At 46.8% G+C, this 23,039-nt stretch carries 27 protein-coding genes; 9 read left to right on the top strand and 18 right to left on the bottom strand.

All coding sequences use genetic code 11. The features are described 5' to 3' along the window. Positions 1 to 78 precede the first annotated feature (78 nt). Both Undi14_RS04390 and Undi14_RS04385 read right to left on the bottom strand, forming a co-directional pair. On the bottom strand, positions 79 to 402 hold the full coding sequence (locus Undi14_RS04390; protein ID WP_186896532.1) for an AzlD domain-containing protein: 324 nt from the start codon (positions 400 to 402) through the stop codon (positions 79 to 81). Beyond that, positions 399 to 1,127 carry an AzlC family ABC transporter permease gene (locus Undi14_RS04385; RefSeq protein WP_200178072.1) on the bottom strand — a complete coding sequence of 243 codons (729 nt, stop codon included), beginning with the start codon at positions 1,125 to 1,127 and terminating at the stop codon, positions 399 to 401. The genes Undi14_RS04390 and Undi14_RS04385 overlap by 4 nt, the downstream gene beginning before the upstream one ends. Before the next feature lie 126 nt (positions 1,128 to 1,253). Here Undi14_RS04385 and Undi14_RS04380 point away from each other — a divergent pair, with 126 nt between their 5' ends. Genes Undi14_RS04380 through Undi14_RS04365 form a run of 4 tightly spaced genes read left to right on the top strand, consistent with a single transcriptional unit; the run spans position 1,254 to position 3,480 of the window. Continuing rightward, positions 1,254 to 1,454 (top strand): zinc-finger domain-containing protein, encoded by a 201-nt coding sequence (locus Undi14_RS04380; RefSeq protein WP_186896530.1) that lies wholly within the window; start codon positions 1,254 to 1,256, stop codon positions 1,452 to 1,454. A gap of 15 nt (positions 1,455 to 1,469) precedes the next feature. Further along, positions 1,470 to 1,901, top strand: coding sequence for a nuclear transport factor 2 family protein (locus tag Undi14_RS04375; protein WP_186896529.1), 432 nt, complete (start codon positions 1,470 to 1,472; stop codon positions 1,899 to 1,901). A gap of 6 nt (positions 1,902 to 1,907) precedes the next feature. Next, entirely contained in the window at positions 1,908 to 2,870 is a 963-nt protein-coding gene (locus Undi14_RS04370; protein ID WP_186896616.1) for a YheT family hydrolase, read from the top strand. Then, positions 2,863 to 3,480, top strand: coding sequence for a DUF2946 family protein (locus tag Undi14_RS04365; protein ID WP_200178069.1), 618 nt, complete (start codon positions 2,863 to 2,865; stop codon positions 3,478 to 3,480). The genes Undi14_RS04370 and Undi14_RS04365 overlap by 8 nt, the downstream gene beginning before the upstream one ends. A gap of 19 nt (positions 3,481 to 3,499) precedes the next feature. On the opposite strand, the gene Undi14_RS04360 is transcribed toward Undi14_RS04365, so the two are convergent. Next, positions 3,500 to 5,020, bottom strand: coding sequence for a M48 family metalloprotease (locus tag Undi14_RS04360; RefSeq protein ID WP_200178067.1), 1,521 nt, complete (start codon positions 5,018 to 5,020; stop codon positions 3,500 to 3,502). Positions 5,021 to 5,101: 81 nt separating this feature from the next. Here Undi14_RS04360 and moaC point away from each other — a divergent pair, with 81 nt between their 5' ends. Continuing rightward, positions 5,102 to 5,611: a cyclic pyranopterin monophosphate synthase MoaC gene (moaC, locus tag Undi14_RS04355; protein ID WP_200178066.1), complete on the top strand. Its 510-nt coding sequence runs from the start codon at positions 5,102 to 5,104 to the stop codon at positions 5,609 to 5,611. A 12-nt stretch (positions 5,612 to 5,623) separates the two neighbouring features. Here the strand turns inward: moaC and Undi14_RS04350 are convergent, their stop codons facing one another. From Undi14_RS04350 to Undi14_RS04285, 14 genes are all read right to left on the bottom strand, one after another. Then, the gene (locus Undi14_RS04350) at positions 5,624 to 7,114 is read right to left on the bottom strand and encodes a PglL family O-oligosaccharyltransferase (RefSeq protein ID WP_200178063.1); all 1,491 of its coding nucleotides are present in this window, start codon (positions 7,112 to 7,114) and stop codon (positions 5,624 to 5,626) included. Between the two features lie 362 nt (positions 7,115 to 7,476). Beyond that, a complete protein-coding gene (tfpZ, locus tag Undi14_RS04345; protein WP_200178061.1) occupies positions 7,477 to 8,265 on the bottom strand; it encodes a TfpX/TfpZ family type IV pilin accessory protein in 789 nt (262 codons plus the stop codon). Between the two features lie 173 nt (positions 8,266 to 8,438). Continuing rightward, the gene (locus Undi14_RS04340; protein ID WP_200178059.1) at positions 8,439 to 8,885 is read right to left on the bottom strand and encodes a prepilin-type N-terminal cleavage/methylation domain-containing protein; all 447 of its coding nucleotides are present in this window, start codon (positions 8,883 to 8,885) and stop codon (positions 8,439 to 8,441) included. A 77-nt stretch (positions 8,886 to 8,962) separates the two neighbouring features. Then, positions 8,963 to 9,424 carry a pilin gene (locus Undi14_RS04335; protein WP_200178057.1) on the bottom strand — a complete coding sequence of 154 codons (462 nt, stop codon included), beginning with the start codon at positions 9,422 to 9,424 and terminating at the stop codon, positions 8,963 to 8,965. Positions 9,425 to 9,492: 68 nt separating this feature from the next. After that, complete coding sequence (locus Undi14_RS18135) at positions 9,493 to 9,954, bottom strand: pilin (RefSeq protein ID WP_200178056.1); 462 nt, start codon at positions 9,952 to 9,954, stop codon at positions 9,493 to 9,495. Between the two features lie 203 nt (positions 9,955 to 10,157). Then, on the bottom strand, positions 10,158 to 10,757 hold the full coding sequence (locus tag Undi14_RS04325; protein ID WP_200178055.1) for an FHA domain-containing protein: 600 nt from the start codon (positions 10,755 to 10,757) through the stop codon (positions 10,158 to 10,160). Positions 10,758 to 10,789: 32 nt separating this feature from the next. Beyond that, positions 10,790 to 11,596, bottom strand: coding sequence for a Stp1/IreP family PP2C-type Ser/Thr phosphatase (locus Undi14_RS04320; protein ID WP_200178053.1), 807 nt, complete (start codon positions 11,594 to 11,596; stop codon positions 10,790 to 10,792). Positions 11,597 to 11,785: 189 nt separating this feature from the next. Beyond that, positions 11,786 to 12,667 carry a succinate--CoA ligase subunit alpha gene (gene sucD / locus Undi14_RS04315; protein WP_110255493.1) on the bottom strand — a complete coding sequence of 294 codons (882 nt, stop codon included), beginning with the start codon at positions 12,665 to 12,667 and terminating at the stop codon, positions 11,786 to 11,788. An 18-nt stretch (positions 12,668 to 12,685) separates the two neighbouring features. Then, positions 12,686 to 13,867, bottom strand: a complete 1,182-nt coding sequence (gene sucC / locus Undi14_RS04310; protein WP_255520362.1) for an ADP-forming succinate--CoA ligase subunit beta — start codon at positions 13,865 to 13,867, stop codon at positions 12,686 to 12,688. A 30-nt stretch (positions 13,868 to 13,897) separates the two neighbouring features. Further along, complete coding sequence (locus tag Undi14_RS04305; protein ID WP_200178248.1) at positions 13,898 to 14,479, bottom strand: DUF2889 domain-containing protein; 582 nt, start codon at positions 14,477 to 14,479, stop codon at positions 13,898 to 13,900. Positions 14,480 to 14,657: 178 nt separating this feature from the next. Further along, a complete protein-coding gene (gene recX / locus Undi14_RS04300; RefSeq protein WP_234030391.1) occupies positions 14,658 to 15,110 on the bottom strand; it encodes a recombination regulator RecX in 453 nt (150 codons plus the stop codon). A gap of 83 nt (positions 15,111 to 15,193) precedes the next feature. Continuing rightward, positions 15,194 to 16,237 (bottom strand): recombinase RecA, encoded by a 1,044-nt coding sequence (gene recA / locus Undi14_RS04295; RefSeq protein WP_186886146.1) that lies wholly within the window; start codon positions 16,235 to 16,237, stop codon positions 15,194 to 15,196. A gap of 158 nt (positions 16,238 to 16,395) precedes the next feature. Beyond that, the gene (locus Undi14_RS04290; RefSeq protein WP_200178051.1) at positions 16,396 to 18,036 is read right to left on the bottom strand and encodes a methyl-accepting chemotaxis protein; all 1,641 of its coding nucleotides are present in this window, start codon (positions 18,034 to 18,036) and stop codon (positions 16,396 to 16,398) included. Between the two features lie 527 nt (positions 18,037 to 18,563). Next, complete coding sequence (locus tag Undi14_RS04285; protein WP_186884916.1) at positions 18,564 to 19,034, bottom strand: cache domain-containing protein; 471 nt, start codon at positions 19,032 to 19,034, stop codon at positions 18,564 to 18,566. 246 nt (positions 19,035 to 19,280) lie between these two features. Between Undi14_RS04285 and Undi14_RS04280 the strand changes: the two genes are divergently transcribed. The 3 genes from Undi14_RS04280 (at position 19,281) to Undi14_RS04270 (ending at position 21,587) form a co-directional block, all read left to right on the top strand. Then, positions 19,281 to 19,916: a nucleotidyltransferase family protein gene (locus tag Undi14_RS04280; protein ID WP_200178050.1), complete on the top strand. Its 636-nt coding sequence runs from the start codon at positions 19,281 to 19,283 to the stop codon at positions 19,914 to 19,916. Positions 19,917 to 20,087: 171 nt separating this feature from the next. Continuing rightward, positions 20,088 to 20,663: a TMEM175 family protein gene (locus Undi14_RS04275; RefSeq protein ID WP_200178049.1), complete on the top strand. Its 576-nt coding sequence runs from the start codon at positions 20,088 to 20,090 to the stop codon at positions 20,661 to 20,663. A 45-nt stretch (positions 20,664 to 20,708) separates the two neighbouring features. Next, a complete protein-coding gene (locus tag Undi14_RS04270) occupies positions 20,709 to 21,587 on the top strand; it encodes a pirin family protein (protein WP_200178047.1) in 879 nt (292 codons plus the stop codon). A 52-nt stretch (positions 21,588 to 21,639) separates the two neighbouring features. Here the strand turns inward: Undi14_RS04270 and Undi14_RS04265 are convergent, their stop codons facing one another. Then, positions 21,640 to 22,215 carry a BON domain-containing protein gene (locus Undi14_RS04265; protein ID WP_200178046.1) on the bottom strand — a complete coding sequence of 192 codons (576 nt, stop codon included), beginning with the start codon at positions 22,213 to 22,215 and terminating at the stop codon, positions 21,640 to 21,642. A gap of 299 nt (positions 22,216 to 22,514) precedes the next feature. Between Undi14_RS04265 and Undi14_RS04260 the strand changes: the two genes are divergently transcribed. Then, a complete protein-coding gene (locus tag Undi14_RS04260; RefSeq protein ID WP_200178045.1) occupies positions 22,515 to 23,006 on the top strand; it encodes a glycine zipper 2TM domain-containing protein in 492 nt (163 codons plus the stop codon). Positions 23,007 to 23,039 lie beyond the last annotated feature (33 nt).

Raw genomic sequence — 23,039 nt, 5'->3', positions numbered from 1 at the left:
CTATTTTACCAAAGCCCCAGCGCCTGCCACAGCGTTTTCCGGTCTAATTGCATGCATACCAGTGACGCATGTTCAAATTCACAGATAAAGCCGTGCCAGCGTGAATACCAGCATGCCAAAAATGATGGTTTGCAGCATATCTTTGCGAATCAGAAAAAAGACGGTAGCGAGCACTCCGGCAATCAGCCGGGGATTATGCCAACTGACATCCAGTTGCGCGTTAGTCAGCAATAAATCCGGAACGATGATGGCAGCCAGCGCGCAGGCAGGCGCATAGCGCAGGGCTTCCTGTACGCGCTTGGGTAATTGAATCCGATTCCCCGCCAGCCAAAAACTGCTTCTGGCGATAAATGTTGCCAGAAACAGTAAAAAAATAACCATCCAAATATCAACGGCGCTCATCGTTTACCCTCTCTATCGTGTCGGTCGCGACGTGATTCGCGCCATTCATCGACCAACATCGCCGCCCCCATGCCAGCAATAACAGCAATTAACAACCCCAGCTTATATGGCATCGCAAATGCAAGTAGTGCCACAACACTGGCAACCGTTACCCCGACTATCGCGGCATGGTTCATCATCAACGGCAACATGATGCAGAGAATTGCCAGCGTGCCTGCGAATCCCAGCCCCCAACTCGCCGGCACCTGACTACCTAACAGAACACCAATCACGGAACCGAGTTGCCAGGATGCCCAGTTAGGGAAGATCAGGCCTTTCAGATAGGCAAGCTTCCCTTTTGCATCTGCGAACTCAGGAAAACGTTGAATAAACAAAGTGACAGAAAAATCGCCGGATAAATACCCGAGCCACGCGCGGGTGCGCCACGGCAGGTGGGAAAAATGCGGCGACAAGAGCGCTGAAAAAATCACAAACCGCAAATTCACCACCAAGGCAGTCACAAAAATCACCCATAACGGCGCATACGCCGCAATCAGTGGCAGCGACGATAATTGCGCCGATCCGGCGAAGACGATCAGCGTCATTCCCAAGGCTTGTGGCACACTCAGCCCCGCCTTAATCATGGCAACGCCGACCACCAGCCCCCATGCACCAACACCGAACCAGGTGGGTGCTCCCACTTTCAGCGCGGCTTTGGTAGCGGCTTGATCAGATTCAAATGACATGAGATTTTTTGCAATAGAAAAGTCCGCGATTTTACCGTCGAATCAAAAAGCACGCTGATCAGGCGACAGCAAGCGGCAGGAATCCGTTAAAATTCTCGTCTGGCGTTTTAACTTTATGGAATCATCATGACCACATCTAACTCCGCGAATAACGTTGTCGAGCTGCAAGCCAAAGATTTGCCTGCCTATTGCCCTAATCCTGCGATGCCGCTCTGGTCTTCACATCCACGCGTTTTCCTGGATCTGTCGCATGGCGGCTCAGCAACCTGCTCATACTGCGGTACGCAATATAAATTAGCGCCTGGTACTGTCCTCAAAGGGCATTGATCAGCACCACCAGCTATGTCAGCCAAAAAGCAATTTAACGGTAGTGCAGATGAAGCCGAGGCAGCATTTTATGCTGCCCTTGCCCGCGCCGATCTCGACGCACTGATGGCGCTATGGGCCGATGACGAAGAAATCGTCTGTATTCACCCCGGTGCTGCGCGCCTGATAGGGCATGCAGCAATACGCGCATCTTTTGAGGCTATCTTTGAAAGAGGCAGTGTACAGATTCATCCGACACAATTGCATGCTACGCATACGATGGCGACAGCTGTGCACAGCGTGATTGAACAAGTCGCGAAAACCAGCGACGCAATGCCGGAAGTTCACATATTGGCGACTAACGTTTATCTCAAAACACCGCATGGCTGGCGCATCACCATGCATCACGCCTCTGTTGCGGCGGGCAAAGCCCCCCTGGATTTATTTAAAGCCAGTGTTCTGCATTAAAACGTGATGAAATATCTGGCTCCTGCATGGCTACCCGGTGGTCATCTGCAAACAATTTATCCGGCCACATGCATCAGCAAGCCAGCGGTCAGCTTCCGCCGTGAACGGTGGGACACCCCCGACAATGATTTCATTGACGTTGATTTTATCGATGGCAACGCTGGGCAACCATTTGTTGTCCTGTTTCACGGTCTTGAAGGATCGAGTGACAGCCACTACGCACGTGCATTGATGGCGGCTGTTCAGGCGCGCGGCTGGTCTGGAGCGATTCCGCATTTCCGCGGATGCTCAGGAGAACTGAATCAGGCACCGCGTTTTTATCATTCTGGCGATGCCGAAGAAATTAACTGGATTATTCGTCGCCTGCATGCCCTGCATTCCAAAACCAACGCGGCTGCGCCCTTCTTTGCCGCTGGCGTCTCGCTCGGTGGAAATGCATTATTACGCTGGATCGGTGAATCGCAACAACAAGCGACTATTGTTCATGCTGCCTGCGCTGTTTCTGCACCGTTGGATCTGGCGCAAGGCGGTGCGTCCTTATCCAGCGGCATCAACATGCTTTACACCCGCATGTTTTTAAAAACCTTGAAGCCGAAATGTTTACGCAAGCTGGAGCAATTTCCGGGCTTATTCGACAGTAATCGCTTACTTGAAGCAAAAAATTTATACGAATTTGATAATGTCGTCACTGCGCCTTTACATGGCTATCTGGATACGGATGATTATTGGCACAGAGCCAGTGCAAAACACGTGCTGAACGACATCACTATTCCTACGTTGGTGCTGAACGCAAAAAATGATCCGTTTCTTCCTGGCCAGTATTTACCATTGAAGGCAGCGAAGTGCGTGCAACTCGACTACCCTGATCGTGGTGGGCATGTTGGTTTCGTCAGCGGAAAAATTCCAGGGCAACTGGATTGGTTACCACAAAAAATCCTTCACTTTTTTGACAAGGCGACACATGGATGACATCGTCAAAGCAGCAATGGCAAAGTGGCCCGATGTGCCTGATTGTTATGGCTGGCTGGCATTGGACGCGCGCGGCAACTGGCGTATGCGCGATGCACGATGCCAGGCGCTGAACCTGCCGGGCGACATCATCCGCCATCCAAGCTTGTTAAACTTTATCAATCGGAATTATCAGCACGACGACAAAGGCCAATGGTACTTTCAGAATGGCCCGCAGCGAGTGTATGTGGATCTGGAGGCGACACCGTATATCGCCCGCACTTCCGGTGCCGGATTTACTCTGCATACCGGGGAAATATTGCCACAGCCAGATGCAGTATTTTTTAACTCAGAAGGAAATCTGATACTGCAATCAAATAAGATATTGGCACAATTAGACGACCACGACCTCGCGGAGGTAAGCAGTCAGTTGTATGAAAACAATCAACTGCTGGATGACAACGATCTGATGGATTGGCTGAATCAGACAAATCAGGCTGATTGCAAACGACAACTGGTTTGGTGTTTTCACGGAAAAAGTGACTGTGCGATTCCCGTTGCAAAAAATGAACTCGCAGACTTAATGGCGACGCTGGGCTTTAAATCACATCCGGCGGCAGATCATCCATAATCAATATTGTCTTGCTTGCCTACTTACGTTTGCGCTCTTCGGCCAATTCTTCTTTGTGCAGCTCTTTCCATTCCCGCTCGCGCGCATCAATCACTGACTGCTCGTAGTATTGCGCATCCTTCTCATTCCTGGCGATGTCCAGCTGCTGTATGGCGGCTGGCCAGCTGCCCTGAATCGCGTAGGCTTCGGCTAAGGCAATGTGTTGCAGCGCTTGCTTACCCTGAGCGGCGTATACCTTTGCAAGTAAATTCTGCAGCCTTGCATCCTGCCGGTACATCACAAGCTGATCCCGCAGGTATGCACCGGCAACCTCATATTTCTTAGCAGATAACAAGGCCTCAACATATTGATATACCAGACCGCGCGACAATGGCAGTAGCTGCATTGCCTTTTCTGCACTCGCTGCAGCCAGTTCAAATTGCTTGCTTCCCAACTGAATATCGATTGCCAGACTGGCAAACATACTGCTGGTATTCAGTATGTTTTTATTTGCTTGCGATTTTTCGAGTCTAGTTTTCGCTTGTTCCAGCAAGACTCTGGCGTTAGCAAAGTCCAGCTGTTTAAAAGCAACAAATGCAAGACCATAAGTACCCGCAATTTTGTCCTCTTCTTTCTCTGATCTGATTTGCGTTTCGAAGAATACCTTCGCATCCATCAGACCTTGTATCGTCGAATCCTGCAACACCCGAATTCGTGCCTTGGCCAGGTAGAACTCCAGACTATCTGCCCGCTGCCGGTAGCGCTGATCCAACATTCTCGCCTGAATATCGGCAATACGTTCGCTGGTTAATGGATGGCTGCGCAAATAGGCAGGTGCGTTATCGGTGTAGTTACGCATAGATGCTTGTAAGCGACCAAAAAAGCTCACCATACCAGCAGTGTCAAAACCGCTGTCATTTAAAATCTGAAAACCAACCCGGTCAGCTTCACGTTCTGCTTCACGACTGAAATTGAGCTGGCGCTGTATTGCCAGTCCCTGCCCGCCCATCGCAACAGCCATTGCCGCGTCAGGGCTGGTACGGGCAGCAAGCACTGCCAGAGCTAACGCAGCTAAAGGAATAAAAGAATCAAATTTCTGGCTCGTCAGCATACGGGCAATATGACGTTGCGCGACATGTCCTATTTCATGCCCCATGACCGACGCAAGCTCGGACTCAGATTGTGCGGCCAGAATCAGACCGGAGTGAAATCCAATAAAACCACCAGGAAACGCAAACGCATTTAATACCGGGTCACGTACTGCGAAAAACTCGAAATCATAGGTCGTCTCGCCCCTCGCATCGGGGCGGGCTTCCAGCATTTTATTGCCCAGCCGGTTCAGATATTCAGAAATTGGCCCGTCATCCATGAAATCCGGATCACGCCGGACGCTGTTCATGATTTGCTCACCCAATTTACGTTCCATGAGTGGCGATAGCTCCTCACGGGAAGTGTCACCTAGGGTAGGTAAATTTTGCGCTTCCGCCGATGCAGACGAGAATGATGCAGGCAGTAAGGACGCGATGGCCAGCACGCCACAACAGAGCAGCTTTTTCTGCATGTGGTTATTTTTTGATTCCGCGGTGCTATCATGATCCGTTAACGGAAACACTCCGAATATCTTCAACTTTTCACCCTAAATATGACTACTGAAGCCCCGAATTCTGGCCTGACGCATTTTAACCAAACAGGTCAGGCACATATGGTCGATGTCGCAGAAAAAAAAGACACGCATCGTACTGCCATCGCAGCAGGAAATATACGAATGAAGCCAGAGACACTCGCCATTATTCAACAAGGTTCAGCAAAAAAAGGCGATGTCCTTGGCATTGCGCGCATTGCTGCAATTATGGCAGCAAAACGAACCAGCGACCTGATTCCTCTATGCCATCCACTGGCTCTTACCAGAGTCAATGTGGATTTTAACATTGCAGAAAAGACCTCTTCGGTTCAGTGCATTGTTCAGGTAGAAACCGTCGGGAAAACTGGCGTTGAAATGGAAGCACTCACCGCTACGCAGATAGGTTTACTCACCATTTATGATATGTGTAAAGCAGTTGATCGTGGTATGGTCATCAGTGATGTCCGGGTACTCGAAAAGCATGGCGGAAAATCCGGTGACTGGGTGAGTCTGGCAGATGAGGCTATTTAGCTATTTGTCAGATCAGGGCGCATCGCGCCTTGGCATATTCACAAAAACAGCGCGATAACGCGCGTCAATATTACCCTTTGCTTTCCAGTAGTCAAAATAATCTGAATAAAGATACGGATGCAGACGCTGCAACGTCTGCATCATGCGTTCTGCTTTTTCAGGGGCACCATTCAGAACATAAATCTCAGCCATCTTATTTAAGATATGCACAAAGCCAAAACGTGGAGTCCAATGTTCAACGTAGGCAATAGTCTCTTTAGACATACCTTCTGTCGGTTCTATTTTCATCAACTTAAAATACGCAAAAAATTGCGGAAAAAATGTGAATTCAGGCTGTTCAAGTAAACGCACATCGACTTTCGTGCCTGACTGTTCCCATCTCAGAACATTAAAACCTGTCACCACGCGCTGATAATCCCAGGTAATTGCTCCCATCAAAAAAAGTCCAAACACAACAACCGGAATAATCAGGGCTTTGCGAATCATGACGCCACCGCCTGACCAACGCATCTGATGTAACATTCCCATGAATATGACCGTCGGGAACAGCACATATCCATACCACAAAGGAAACTCAACCAGACTGTGAACAAATACTGCAATCAAACACAGAATGGCAAACTGTCTTGTGGAAGTTTTCACAGGCTGCATGCAAGCCCGATAAAACCAACAACCCAGACCTGTAAAAATCAACACCGTCAAAGGCCAGCCTAATTCAGCAGCGAAATTCAACACGATGTTATGTGCATGTTCGGCATAAGTGGACGATGGAAAATCAGCGGCAATTTGCACTTGCGCCGGGCCGAAAGCACCCCAGCCGGCACCAAACCATAGGTGATGAGCAGCAATTGACCAGGCTTGCGCCCATAAACCCATACGCTCAGATCTGCCACCAACGTGTTCGGCCACGGAGCCGCCGGAAAAACCGAAATGACCGATGATGTGAGACAAACCAAACACCATCAGAAAATAAGCCATCAGCAATAATATAAAAAATGCCGCGGGTGCACGTCGCTCATTTACATCAGTTTGGGTCTTCCAGATATAGAAACAAAACACGGGCAGAATAATCCAGCCGATTCTCGACTGAGTAAACACTAAACCGACGATCAACGTGACTGCGGCGACAATAGCAACAGTCTTGGTAATTTTTATTTTTCGATATAAGAACCAAGTTGACGCAAGAGCAAAACAGAGCATAAGCGCTAACTGATTTGGTTGCGCAACATTCGCGTATGGCCTGGGGAAAGAACCCACGTTAGGAATGAACATCACCAGTGAGCCCAAATGCAAACCGGAAATTTGCGCAATCTGCATAGCAACGGAGATCGCCCCTCCTAGAACGTAGGCATAAGCAAAAGCCAGACATAATTTTTCTTGCTGCTCGGGTTCGGTCGACAAGGATGCCCCAACAGAATAAGCAAAAGGAAGTAACAGCAAATACAGGCAAGGAATAAACAAATCTTCCAATGCTTGCGAATGTTCCAAAATGAATTGGAACAAAATACAACTCGCAAGCCCAATGCAAATCAAAGATAGTCCATTGAATCGTAGCTTCAATTGCCCATTCAAAGATAAGCTAAGGATAGCCAGCAACAAACCAAGAATAACAATTGCATCTTGATAAAACGTACGTAAAGGATGAACGTGAATTGGCAGCAGGTAAGAGAAAACGATACTCAGTCCGAGAATCGCAAAATTTATATTATTTTTATTTGACATTAGCTTACGTGGAAACAAGTTCCTATTCCATTCAGACATGACGCCATCACCACGCGGAGAACATCATCATTTAACAAAACCGACCTATGAAAAAAACGCTTCTGTTTAGAATGGCAAATTGACTACTTCTCAAACGTTGAGGATCAGAAAAATCCGTCCTTCTGGACAAAAAATAAAGGCTTAGCTGTGTTGGCATCAATAACTACAATCCAGTCGGAGCCTCGGCTTAATACTGGCAAAAACTTCACGTTGGCGACAGCGTAACCAACATTGTTCAGTTGATGCTCTATCTCAATTTTACTTTCCGGATATTTTTTAATCAGCACATCAGCCGGTCTGGCCACCTTCAGCACCTTCACCTGAGAATCGGCATAAGCTTGCCAAAAAGATGGTCTGGCACCAATGTCGTAACCAGAAAAAGCACGCAAAGCAGCATCGGATTTTTCGACAGCATCCTTATAATCGCGAACGCCCATTAAAATCGGCCCTGTCAGCGACAAGCTACGCATGTCTTCCCGTGCCAATGGCAGCTCATTTGTATCGACATCGTTAGCTGTCACGATACGAAACTGAGAACCCTCAAAAACCATCGCAACCGGTCGGGCGACATAGACTATGTGCGCCCCGTAGATCAAGCCAGAAATTTGTAAAATACCAATCACCGCGATATCACGCAACAACTCTGATTTTTTCTTCTTTTGGTTGAATGCGACAAATGTCAACAGCGGGCCAAGTACGATATCAACGGATATCACCAGCCATATCAACTGAATTCCTTTGCAAATGTCAGCATATTGGCCTGGATACCACAAAAATAAAATGGTACCCGCAACAATGCCGGCAATGATTGCAGATACTAGTAAATGTATCCCTGATGCACGCAAACGAAAAAAAAGTCCGGACATAATCAAGCTGCCAATAAAAAAAAGCATTCTTTAGGAATGCCTTAAGTTGAAACATGAAGAAAAATGATTGGTGACTATGATGTCACGGCAACAGCGTTTTCTTAGTCCTGAATTCTAAACTAATCCAACCATTTTATAGTGATACGCATCGACAAAAAATTCGTTCAGATGCAAAAAGACCAAGCACAATTTGCAAAGATTTATTTACATGCCTGAGGAAGCCACTTCAGTTCAATATCGGTGCCCGCATTCTTGCTGCAATCCCAGATTTTTCCACCATCAGGGGTTTTAAATACTAATTTCTTAGTTTCCGCCTGACCATAAGTCATCACCGAAGTGATGCTGCCTTCAGGATAAGTTCCTTGTACGGTACTATCAATTTTTGAATATTTACCCACCAGAGCGACATTAATTTGCGTTGCCGTGGGTGAAGTATCGACTAAACCCGGCCATTCCTTATTTTCATAACCATAAACGGCAAGTGGTCCCTTCACGCCCCCAAGCAACTCCACCGCTTCAGAAACTTGTGCACGAGTGGTGTAATCGAGGTATGAGGGTAATGCTATTGCGGCCAAAATACCAATAATCGCGACAACAATCATTAACTCTATCAGAGTAAATCCTCTTTGAAACAAGTGTTTATACATGGCAATCTCTCGGCAAGGAACAACTCAAAAAAAAAGGTGCCGAAAACAGCACCCTTTTTTACACAGCAAGGTATAAATTACTTACATGCTTGTGGCAACCACTTGATGTCAACTGTAGTAACGCCATTTGCTTTGGTGCAGTCCCAAGTTTGACCGCCATCAGCTGTTTTCAATCCTACGAGCAATGTTTTTGCCTGACCAGCACTCATCGTCGCCGCGATTGAACCAGTAGGAAAAGCTCCTGTAACTGCAGCATCAACGGTTGAATACTTACCTGTCAATGTTGCAACGATTTGTGTTGCCGTTGGATCTTTAGCGACCAAAGTCGGCCAAGCATTATTCTCGTAACCATAAGCAGCCAGAGGGCCTTTTAAACCGCCAAGCAATTCAACCGCTTCAGAAACCTGAGCGCGTGTTGTGTAATCGTTGTAAGCAGGCAGAGCCACTGCAGCCAAGATACCGATAATCGCAACAACGATCATCAATTCAATCAAAGTAAAACCTTGTTGTACTTTTTTAACCAATTTCATAGATTTCATATAATTCTCCGGATAATGATTCAAAAAAACGCTTCACGAGGAACATTGCCTCAGAAGCGCATATCAAATTACTTACATGCTTGTGGCAACCACTTGATGTCAACTGTAGTAACGCCATTTGCTTTGGTGCAGTCCCAAGTTTGACCGCCATCAGCTGTTTTCAATCCTACGAGCAATGTTTTTGCCTGACCAGCACTCATCGTCGCCGCGATTGAACCAGTAGGAAAAGCTCCTGTAACTGCGTTAGCAACAGTGGAATACTTACCCGTCAATGTTGCAACGATCTGTGTTGCCGTTGGATCTTTAGCAACCAAACCAGGCCAAGCATTATTCTCGTAACCATAAGCAGCCAGAGGACCTTTCAAACCACCAAGCAATTCAACCGCTTCAGAAACCTGAGCGCGTGTTGTGTAATCGTTATAAGCAGGCAATGCTACTGCAGCCAAAATACCGATAATCGCCACAACGATCATCAATTCGATCAAAGTAAAACCTTGTTGTACTTTTTTAACCAATTTCATAGATTTCATATAGTTCTCCGGATAACAATAAAAAGGATGACCCTGCTCACCTTACAGCAAACTGTGTGCCAGCTATTTAACGTTAAGCCACAAGATAAAAATAGCGTTAGTGTGGCTCATACACGTCAGAATGACATGACATTTCATGTCAGTAGTTGACATTGTTTGTCACACATTTGCATTCGAAGTCAAAATATTTATCTTGTCGATAGTTAAACACTAAATTGCATGTGAGTGCCACTGATATCAATCACATCACCATGCTGTAAGGTATGTGGCTGATCTGACAGCAGTTGCCCATTCACTTTCGGAAATTCTTTACCCTCTACATGGCGGACAATATATCTGTCCGTTTGCCTTGCAATCGCAATAACCTGCGTTCCGGGGCTACCCACTGTCGTCACCGCTTTTGTCAACACCAATTCCCTACCTGCATTAGCGCCATTGATCACTTTTATTTTTGCCGGAGCCTGAGTCGCCGCTACCCCTAAAGCAGAAGAGGAGACCGCCGTGACCTGCGCACTCTTCTCTACCTGAAAGCGTAATTTGTACTTGCCGATATCAATGACATCGTCGTGCTGGAGTAAATGCTTTTTGACTGGCTGATTGTTGACCAACGTGCCATTGGTACTACCTAAATCGAGAACGAAAGAACCGTTTGACGTAGTATCGATCGCCGCGTGTTGACCACTGACAGTCAGGTGGTCAATGACTATATCGTTCCCAATGCGCCGGCCTATCGTAATGCGGGACTTGTTAATACTAACCTCTTGCTGCACCAATCCATTAAAGGTGACGATTATTTTCGCCATAAATCATCTCTCACTCATTCAATTTTCAAAAATTACCGGAATAGCAATTTTTTCACCCACGACGGACCTGATACCGCCTTTAATTTAAACAAAACAACAGAAGTGTTATCAAAGCCCCCGGCCTCATTTGCGCAATCAATTAATGTCCTGCAACACGCCTGTAAATTACCTTCGTACTGCCGCAATATGTCCTGTATCTGATCGTCAGCAAGCAAGTCAGTCAATCCGTCAGAACAGAGCATATACACATCGGTCTCATCTGCCTGATGCACACTCAGGTCTACCTCAATATTCTCCTGGGTTCCTACCGCACGCGTAATCAAATTTTTGATCGTTGAAAACCGAGCCTGCGATTCTGAAATTAAGCCAGCGTTAATTTGTTCCTGGAGCACGGAATGATCTTCCGTCATTCTTACAAGCGCATGATTACGATAGCGATATGCCCTGGAATCGCCAACATGCGCAAATAAAATTTTATCTTGAGTACAACATGCTACAACCACTGTTGTTCCCATACCAAAACATTCCGGATTTTCCTGCGAAGTCTGCACGACCTGACGATTTGCTAAATGAATGGCATCTGAGATCCAGCGCGACAAATGAATCGATTGGAAACCCAATTTCGTATACCACGCTGAATCCAGTTTTGCGCAGAGATAATCAGCAACAATCTTTGCCGTCATCGCACTGGCAACTTCTCCTGCTTTATATCCTCCCATGCCATCCGCAAGCACAACACAGCCGTAATCAGCACAGACAACAATCGCATCTTCGTTATGATTCCTGACTCGTCCGATATCAGACAGTGCAGCAAATTCTAGTACATACTGATGTGACATCGATAAATAGCGCTCATTGATTACAGGCTCGGGCAGAAAACCAAGGAAGTTTAGTTTATTTAATATTGCCTATCGTTGCTAGCTTAACATTAAGGTATTGAGTTTGCACTTCATATACTCAAAAGCAAAGTGTGAGTACGAAAAAAAACCGCGAAAATCGCGGTTTTTTTATTTTGTATAAAAAGAAAATTACAGCATTGCTTTCAACAAACGCGCCATTTCAGATGGATTCTTCGTTGCTTTAATGCCGCACTCTTCCATAATGTCCAATTTTGCTTGCGCAGTATCAGCACCACCGGAAATCAACGCACCTGCATGCCCCATGCGTTTGCCTGGAGGCGCAGTCACACCAGCGATGAAACCAACGACTGGTTTCTTCATGTTGTCGCGTACCCAGTAAGATGCATTCGCTTCATCTGGACCACCGATTTCGCCAATCATAATCACAGCGTCAGTATCTGGATCATCATTGAACATCTTCATGATGTCGATATGTTTCAAACCGTTGATAGGATCGCCACCGATACCAACTGCAGAAGACTGACCCAGACCCAGTGCTGTCAATTGACCAACAGCTTCGTATGTCAACGTACCTGAACGGGAAACAACGCCGATACGACCTTTACGGTGAATATGACCTGGCATAATACCAATCTTGATTTCGTCTGGTGTGATCAGCCCTGGGCAGTTAGGGCCGAGCAATTTTGTTTTGCTGCCAGCTTTTGCCATGCGGTCTTTCAACATCATCATGTCGCGGACAGGGATACCTTCAGTGATACAGATCGCCAAATCGAGATCCGCTTCTACAGCTTCCCAGATCGCTGCTGCTGCACCTGCTGGTGGAACATAGATCACAGAAACAGTTGCGCCTGTTGCTGCCTTCGCTTCGGAAACATTCGCAAAAATTGGAATGCCTTCGAAATCTTCACCAGCTTTCTTAGGATTTACGCCCGCAACGAAACAGTTTTTACCGTTTGCGTAATCGCGGCACATACGTGTATGGAACTGGCCAGTTTTACCAGTAATACCTTGGGTAATAACTTTAGTGTCTTTATTAATCAGGATGGACATAGTGATTCCTTGCGATAATTAAGCTTGAGCAGCAGCGGCAACAACCTTCTGCGCTGCTTCTTCCATCGTGTCTGCAGAAATGATAGGCAGACCAGAGTCAGCCAACATCTTCTTACCGATATCTTCGTTTGTACCTTTCATGCGTACAACCAAAGGCACTTGCAATGACACTGCTTTAGACGCGGTAATCACGCCTTCTGCAATCACGTCACAACGCATAATGCCGCCGAAGATGTTGACCAGGATCGCTTTCAAACCTGGGTTTTTCAACATGATCTTGAAGGCTTCAGTGACTTTTTCTGCTGTCGCGCCACCACCTACGTCGAGGAAATTAGCTGGCTCACCGCCGAACAATTTGATGGTATCCATTGTTGCCATCGCCAGACCTGCACCGTTGACCAAGCAACCGATATTGCCGTCGAGTGAGATATAAGCCAAGTCAAATTTAGACGCTTCGATTTCCGCTGGATCTTCTTCATCCAGATCGCGGTAAGCAACGATTTCAGGTTGGCGGAACAAAGAGTTCGCGTCAAAGTTAAATTTCGCATCGAGAGCGATAACTTTGCCTGAGCCAGTCAGGATCAAAGGATTGATTTCAGCCAGGGAGCAATCAGTTTCCATGAAAGCTTTGTACAAGCCTTTTAACTGTACACGCGCGTCAGCGATAGAGCCTTCTGGCACGCCGATTTTGCGGGAGATGTCATCGGCTTCAGCATCTTGCAGACCGTTAGTTGGATCGATAGCGATAGAGTGAATCAACTCTGGATGTTTCTCTGCAACTTCTTCGATGTCCATACCGCCTTCAGACGATGCCATCAATACAACGCGTTGGCTGATACGGTCAGTCACCATACTGACGTACAGTTCTTTCGCGATATCGGCACCTTCTTCGATCAACAAGCGACGAACTTTTTGACCTTCAGGGCCAGTCTGATGTGTCACCAGTTGCATACCCATGATCGCATCAGCGTATTCACGCACTTGCTCCAGAGATTTTGCGACTTTCACGCCACCACCTTTACCGCGGCCACCCGCGTGGATTTGCGCCTTGACTACCCAGACTGGCCCGCCCAGAGTTTCAGCCGCTTTAACGGCTTCTTCAACAGACATGCATGGGATACCGCGTGGTACGGTCACTCCGAATTTACGGAGGATTTCTTTACCCTGATACTCATGAATTTTCATACGACTTCCCTTCAGACACTGAGGTATAAATAATTAAAAAACAAACTAGCTGGGTGATTTTGCGTTAGGCACAGATTTCGCCCAACGCGGGTAATACTGAACGACAGCCGGACCATCCAAACGCAAAGCGTGGCAACGGTCAAGCTGAAAAGGTTGTTGAGATTCGGTTGAGCTACTGGCGCCATCGCGAGTGTCAATAACATCGCCGGCAAAAGCCTGGATCGCAGCGGTTGGAAGTACTAAAGCAAGTTCCGTTAAATGAGAGCAGCCATTAACACCTGACAAGCGCTCTTTGACTCCCTGACGAAATTGCTGCATCAGATTGAGTCCAATAAGCTTTTTATAGTCAGCTTCTATCACTTCACAATAACCAGGATAAGGAACTGCCGCTGACAGCGCCTGCGCATTGACAATGGTCAATTGCAGGTCAATCGTTACACGTAATTGAAGATCGTGCAAAGCCATACCCTCCGGCCGGACGCCGGACGCAAGCGTAATATCACGGGTCTTATGATCAGTGATACGCGCGTCAAGATCCCATAATCCATCGTCCCGGGCGAACGCGGATATGCTGATCGCACGCGTATGCTTCAACGTGCGTTGTATATTGGGAGTAGATAAGGACATCATGCCTTTTAAGCGGCTTACTTTAAATTAGCCACAATTGCGTGTCGCTACCGCAGCTTCTACGGTAGCAGCCGCTCCTGCGGCGCTGCAAAAAACCTGCGGATTCTAGCACAGCTAATTAAGCAACTCGTATCTCGCATCATTTTTTTTTGCATGACGAAACCGTGATTTACTTTTGCTAATCATTGGCTGAACGTCCCGTCTTCAGGGCAAGTTGTATGGACTTACCGGAAAAACCTCTTTGTTGTAAAAACCTACTTTGCTTGAGGCGTTCATTTTGATTCAACGGCGGGTGGGGAAATTTGCGGAGCAATACCTCAACTGCTCTGGATGTCTCTGACTCTGCTAATTCGGATTTAATCCGATCCATTTCTATGGCATCTACGTTGTGACTTTGCAACTCCGCCAGAATACGATGATTCCCAAAACGCCCCGAACGTCTGTTGACCAACGAATCTGAAAATCTTTCTGTAGATAGAAAATTATTTTCTTCAAGCCAGTCAAGAATGGCATCGACATCATCCCCATCTTCTGCGTGTGAAGATAATTTTCTGAATAATTCGGCGCGACTGTGCTCACGCATAGATAAATACCTGAGTGCCCTGCCTTTAAGACTTAATTTTTGTTTCATCACGATTAAAAAAGCCGATAAACCCATTAAAAGAGGGCTTATCGGCTGTTGTTCTATCCTGAATCGATTACCGGTAAGTATCGTTAAACTGCGTCAGAGCTGATCGCAGGCAACAAAGGTACGCCAAGATGTTCACGTACCTTATTTTCGATCTCATGCGCAAGCTGCGGACGTTCTTTCAGGAAATTACGGGCATTATCTTTGCCTTGACCAATGCGCTCGCCATTGTAGCTGTACCACGCACCGGCTTTTTCAATGATTTTAGCATCCGCACCCAAATCAAGAATTTCTCCTTCACGAGACGTTCCTTCTCCATACAAAATATCAAAATGTGCTTCTTTGAATGGCGGCGCAACCTTATTTTTGACAACTTTGACTTTAGTTTCATTACCGATCACTTCATCGCCAGCCTTAATAGAACCGGTACGGCGGATATCCAGCCTTACGGAAGCGTAAAACTTCAAGGCATTGCCACCAGTCGTCGTTTCCGGGCTGCCAAACATAACGCCAATTTTCATACGAATCTGATTAATGAAAATCACCAGCGTATTCGTCCGTTTAATACTACCGGTAAGCTTACGTAAAGCTTGGGACATTAAACGAGCCTGCAAGCCTGGCAAAGAATCACCCATGTCGCCTTCGATTTCAGCACGTGGTGTCAATGCCGCAACTGAGTCAATTACGACCAGATCGACACTCCCAGAACGAACCAGCGCATCCGTGATTTCCAGCGCTTGCTCACCTGTGTCCGGCTGAGAAATCAGCAGATCATTTAAATTCACACCCAGTTTCTGAGCGTAACCTACGTCTAATGCATGCTCAGCATCAATAAATGCGCAAGTACCGCCAATCTTTTGCATCTCAGCGATCGCTTGCAGAGTCAAAGTGGTTTTACCTGAAGATTCCGGGCCATAAATTTCAACTACACGCCCGCGTGGCAGGCCACCAACACCTAAGGCGATATCCAGACCGAGCGAACCAGTGGAAACAACCTGCACTTCTTCCACCACAGCGCCATCAGCCATACGCATGACCGATCCCTTACCAAATTGCTTCTCGATTTGCGCCAATGCTGCGGCGAGCGCCTTGCTCTTTTCTGAGCTGTTTTCAGGTTTCTTATCGTCCATACATTCTTTCATTCAATAAGCAGCGGGTGGAAAGTCAAACCGCAATTAATATTAACTGCGCTTGACAGCACTGTATAAAAAAACAGTGATTTATGCAAGCGGGATTTTTATTTTATGTACATATCATTGACCAGCACCGATACCCGCTGTCCAATATGTCATTGCCCGCTCAGATATGTAGTATGCGGATGCGGATGCGGATGCGTGCCGGCAGCAGCATTTTTTGCAGCTCTTTTCATGGTTTGCTGATGATCTCCCTGATTTAGCCGGAAGACGCTGACTACGTTGGACAAATTCGCGGCCTGTTCTTGTAAGCTTTGCGCTGCAGCTGCGGCCTGCTCTACAAGTGCGGCATTTTGCTGCGTCGTGTTGTCCATTTGAATGATGGCTTGATTCACTTGCTGGATACCTGCCGATTGTTCTTTGCTGGCGTTGTTGATTTCACTCATGATGCCGGTAACATGCTTAACGCGGTCGACAATTTCTGTCATCATTGCTCCGGCCTGATCAACCAGTTTCGTTCCCTGATTCACTTTATCAACCGAGTCATCTATCAGTTGTTTGATTTCCTTCGCCGCGCTGGCGGAACGCTGCGCCAGATTACGGACTTCCGACGCTACTACAGCAAATCCTCGCCCTTGCTCACCCGCCCGCGCAGCCTCCACAGCCGCATTGAGTGCAAGGATATTCGTTTGAAAAGCAATGCCATCAATGACCGCAATAATATCGACAATTTTTTTCGATGATGTGCTGATATCGCCCATCGTGCCAACGACTTGCGAGACAACCGTACCCCCCTGAATCGCTGCATCTGCCGCTGCATGTACGAGTTGATTTGCGTCATGTGCGTTCTGCGAATTCTGCTGCATCGTGCTGGTCAGCTCCTCCATTGACGATGCGGTTTCCTCAAGTGATCCCGCCTGGGATTCTGTTCTGGAGGACAGATCCATATTCCCGCTGGCAATTTCGGTAGAAGCAGTGACGATGGTATCCGTGCTATCTCGAACCTCGGCCACAATTTTCCGCAAACCTTCGTTCATATCTTTTAATGCCATCACCAACTGACCTGTCTCATCGCTGGAATCAATACGAATATCACTCGTCAGATCACCATCTGCCACACGGCGTGCAAGCACTACTGCTGAATTTAATGGCCGGGTGATACCTATGGTCAGATACCATGCACAAAAACTACCTATCAGCAAAAACAAGACGATCAGAGTCGTAATAAGAATGCGGCTGCTAGCCGCAATGGCATCGACTTCCTTACTGAGATGATCCACCTCTTCCTTCTGAAAATTAAGATAATCGAGTAAGGCTTTTTGAAATGCGTCAGACATTGGTATGAATTTTTCAAACAGTTTATTCATCTCCTCTGTCTGGCCTTCTTTTTTGGCCTTTAAAATCTGGTCTCTGGTGATGACGTAGGACTTACGTACAACAACGATATTTTCCAGAAGTTGTTTTTCGTCAGGCGTATCGACGTTACTTTCCAGGTATTTTTGAATTTCATTATTTCGTGTGGTTGACGTCTTAACGTCCGCAGAAAAAAAATCGCCTAATGATTCATCAGAACTTTTAACAACCGCCAAAGTACGCTTTAAGCCCGCAACCGTCACCCTGTACCACTCCTCTGTTAAGCGCTCTTTTTTTAAAGGCTCCTGCATCATCGCCCTCGTACTACTCGCCACCTCGTTCAGTCGCCAAAGACCTATGCATGAAGATATGGTTGCCAATAAAAGTACTATCCCAAAACCAAAACCGAGTCGCGTACCGATAGGCAGATCTTTAATTTTCATCTTATCCTCACAAGTTAACTGAGCAGAGCGAAACTGGTTACAAAAGCTGATGACTGAGCAGATCACAACGGCAACAGGCATACTGTCATTGCTCATATTACGCCTTGATATCGCTATAAAAAACTAATACGTGCAAACATCAAACAAACGTCTGTTCTTCCTGTGTATTTTTACGACAAGCCATACGAAACAATGACACTTTTATTTCATACAACTAGCGTAACGGATAACGAGAAGTCAAAACTCACTCCATTGGGAAAAATCAAATTAACAATAAAGCTGTGTGAGGAAGTTCAGTTTCAGACTGAGAGTGAAATGCAAGGCTGCCAGTACCCGGCAACAGAAACAGCGCAGACTATTCAGAAGCGTTTCTGTTCCCAAAAGTAGCTAAACAATTTGGAAGTGTTGAAAAGAATTTGATGCATCAGACTGGCCGCGTTGATGCATCGCAAAATTGACGGCCAATCTGAAAAAAAAGAGGTACAAGCGCAGTATTACGAATTACAAAAAAAGAGAAAACCTCAGAATTATTTATAAATTCCACAGGCAAAGTACACGTCATCGACGCGCTCAACATAAGTACTTTTTTGTTCCAATGCTTTGGTCACAGGATTTGGCCATCTGTAATCAACCCAGCCCTTACCTTCTTTACTGGCGGCGACATCATTGATTTTTTTAACAAAGAAAACACCATCGCCATCACGCAATTCTCCCAGCGGCTTACCTAATAATTTAGGATTGCCGCCATGCGCCAAAGTCACGCCACCTGGTTTCACCGAGCCTGCAAAAACATAAAGATCTTTGTAGATGAACTGCCCCTTAGGATCGTTCACCGCAGCATAGGTTTTTTCAGGACCATTGGCTTTATAAAAAGCGATGACTTTTTTGATCATTTCTGTTGCTTCCTGTGCTGTCGCACGATCTGCGGCAACAGCCGCTCCGTGGGCAAGCAATGACAGGGAACAGGCGAAAAGAATACTTTTTAAAAATTGTCTCATGTTGACTCCGTTATATGTTTTTAAGTTTATGTGCTCAGACACGTCTGCTATGCAGCAATATGAATACTGCTGAAACGCCAGAAAATACCTCAGCGGATACCGGTCTGCTTTACAAAGTGCTCTGTCACGCAAAAAACAATAACAGATTTCTTTATGGCAATGTGAGTGAAATACTGATAGCACGATTAAAATTTATTTGTTCTCTTTCTCTTTGGACTTCGCGCAACAAAGAGCAAGGCAAGACAAATGAAACTCCGAGAAATTCCCGTTCACTTTTTGCCATTGGCATTACCGCCTGCTAATAGCATCAGCAATATGAATATCAATACAAAAATAAAAGACTGGATCAAGGACGATCCTATGCGTTGGCAAGCATTAGAAATTGCTGCTGCGCTAGAGCTGAAAGACTGGTGTCTGGCGGCGGGTTTTGTGCGCAACTTAGTCTGGGATAAACTGCATCATTATCCGCAACCAACACCTTTATCAGATATTGACCTGATTTACTTTGACCCATCGGATATCTCTCCCGAACGAGATGCATACTTTGAAACGTCATTACGCTCACGATCAGCACTGAACTGGTCAGTTAAAAATCAAGCCAGAATGCACTTACGGAATAATGATCATCCCTATCTGAATACTCTCGATGCAATGTCGTACTGGGTAGAAATTGAAACCGCAGTCGGTGTTCAGTTAAGCGTTACCGGTGAATTGCTGATACTTGCGCCATTCGGGCTGAACGGACTGAGTCAACTGACAATCACACTAAACGATACGCGTCCGAAGCCTGCAGATTTTCTCGCCAGAATCACCAAAAAAAGATGGCTGGAAACATGGCCGCAGTTAAAGCTTATCAACAACAGTTTGCTGACAGATATATAGATGCTCTCAGCGTGCCGATACAACAAGCTCCCGACAGTGAGTCACCGTAACTGAAACACAATGTCGCGTTTGCAGTAAGATAAGTCAGCATCGGCCTGATCAGGCGTGAAACGGTTCATCCGAACTGGCGTTTCATTCACAACAAATACTTGTTTTTTATCTGGAGAATCCGTGGGGAAAAATCGCCTGGAAGCATTCAGTGACGGCGTTATCGCCGTCATTATCACCATCATGGTATTGGAAATGAAAGCACCGCATGGCGAGAGCTTTGCTGCACTGATTCCCGTAATTCCTATATTCCTGAATTACGTATTGAGTTTTATTTACGTCGCGATATATTGGAATAATCACCATCATTTAATGCATGTGACACAGAAAGTGACTGGCGGCGTCCTTTGGGCAAATTTACACTTGCTATTCTGGTTGTCATTGTTCCCCTTCGCTACCGCATGGATGGGAGAAAATCATTTCGCCAGTGACCCCACCGCAATATATGGCGCGGTGTTATTTATGGCCGCGGTTGCCTATTTCATTCTTGAGCAAGTGATTATTGCCAACGAAGGTTCGGCATCACCTTTAAAAACAGTACTGGGTCGCGACCGCAAAGGAAAAGCCTCCGTGATTCTGTATGGAGCCGGTATTGCAGCGGCATTCTGGGTACACTGGATTGCGCAAGGACTCTACGTTTTGGTGGCATTGATGTGGCTCATTCCTGATCGCCGTATAGAACGCGCCAGCAATCACTGATCCTGTAAGCCATGAATTCCAAGAACAATATGGAGGAACAATACCATGAGTGATTTACTTCGCATTCCCGGCAGAGCCACGCATCTTGCCAATGAATTTCATGTTCGCCGTTTGTTGCCGGCAGCAGCCAGACGCTCGGTCGGCCCGTTTATTTTCTTCGATCACTTCGGCCCAGTCACACTGGCAGCAGAGAGCAATAGCGATCTTGGGGTTCATCCACATATCGGGATAGCGACTGTCACTTACTTATTTGAAGGTAGTCTGCTGCATCGCGATAGTCTGGGTACGGTGCAGACGATTACACCCGGTGCGATTAACTGGATGACGGCAGGCAGGGGAATTGCTCACAGTGAGCGCACAGTTGACACTGAACGTGGGAAAGAACGCCGTCAGCATGGTTTGCAACTATGGGTTGCGCTGCCACCGGATCAGGAAACTGTTGCCCCATCATTTCAGCACGTAGCCGCCGCCGATTTACCGCTGCTTGAGCTAGAAGGTGGCGTGCAGATCCGTGTTTTAGCCGGCAGCGCTTTCGATCGGGAAAGCCCGGTAAAGACGCTGTCTGCTACGCTTTATCTCGATGTTTATCTGCCACCCGGACATGAATTTACGCTACCGGTTCTGGCATCTGAAATGGCTCTATACAGTCCCGAACATGCCTTAGTGATTGACGGACAGGAGGTCGCAGGACAGCAACTGGTCGTGCTGCAACAAGCTCCGGTCATACTACGTGCGGGGCCATCTGGCGCGCGCCTGGTCATCATCGGCGGCGCCCCACTGGAAAAACCCGTCCGCATGTGGTGGAACTTTGTATCAACAGACCGCAGCCGGATTGCAGCAGCCGCGCGACGATGGAACAAAGGCCTGTTTGAGCAAATCAGAGACGATGCTGATGTGATAACAGCACCACAGTGGAAAGACTGAGTGACCGGCGTGAATTGTATTATTCACACAATTCAACGCTGTCACTACGTCACTACCTTTTCAAACTCATCTTATTAGTGACCTTTGTGACACCCTCTACCGAGCCGGCCAGTTCTGTCGCACGTGTGATTTGTGTTTCGCTATCGACAAACCCGCTCAACAACACGTCCCCTTTACTTGTGACTATGCTGATGTCGAGACTGTTAATAGTGGCATCATTGAGAATCGCCGATTTCAATTTTGCAGTAATGACTCCGTCATCCACTTTATTGCCTATCGTTCTCGAACCTGATTTGATCATCATTTCATTGGTCACATTCTGTACACCTTCTACTGCACGGGCAATGGCAATACTCTGATCTATCTGTGTCTGATCATCGACAAAGCCGCTCAGCATTACTTCTCCTTTACGAACTGACACTTTGATGTCGTAGGCTTTCACAGCGTTATTTCCGAGTAAAGCCGCGTTCACTTTCGTCGCAATGACTGCATCATCTATCGTTGCACCAACACTGATGGAGGGAGGATTTGCACCAGCTACATCCTGAGGCTTATTGCAGCCAGACAAATTGAGGAAAATCATTCCCGTGATACTGCAAAACAGCACTGTTTTTAAGGTAGACATCATTGTTCTTTCTGTAAATGAAGACATCAATTCATTGCAAGTAACGCGACGGTCCTCCGAATCAGCGAAAGCGCCTTCGTGAAACACATCGATCCGAAGTGACTTCCCTCTTCGAATACATGACATCTTCACTGTTTACTGTTTCTGACACTGTGCGCTGGCGAACAATCATTTGTGATCGATGACGTTGTTTCTGGCATGGAACAACATCATCAAACCTGAATTCCCGATGAGTGCGGTAACGCACAGATATTGCGACACAGTCACTCTATGCTGATTTTCTATTCAGTCAGGAGACGCACATGAAAACCAATACTTCGCGCAAAACAAGCCGTGTTACTTTCTGGCTTGCTTTGTTAAGCAGCACCACTTTGCTGGCCGCTTGTTCAACAAATGCTCCTTATGGCGCGCAGCAAAATCAGAATTCCTATCCTTCGTCATATCAAAACAATGCCAACAGTTATGGTTACATTGAAGCAATACAAATTATTCACGCCAATACCAATGCAAGCAGTGGTGGCGGCGCTATCGCTGGCGGCCTTGTCGGTGCACTGTTAGGAAATCAGATAGGTAGTGGCAGTGGCAGAACCGTTGCGACTGTCGCAGGTGCTGTCGGTGGTGCGATGGTCGGTAACAACGTCGAGAAGAACAGAAATACATCCGCGCCAGACCAGTACCAGATTCAGTTACGCATGGACAATGGCAGCGTCACCAGTGTGACTCAGAACAGCATAGGCGATCTCCGGGTAGGTAGCCGTATTCAACTGATCAATGGTCACGTTGATCGCTATTAATCCATTATCGCGATATCAGCGATAAGGTCAAAG

It is taken from the genome of Undibacterium sp. 14-3-2 (genome assembly GCF_016595265.1).
In the GTDB taxonomy this organism is placed as follows: Bacteria; Pseudomonadota; Gammaproteobacteria; order Burkholderiales; family Burkholderiaceae_D; genus Undibacterium; species Undibacterium aquatile.
Note: the sequence above shows the minus strand (reverse complement) of the source record. Positions and strands in the feature narration are given on the sequence as shown.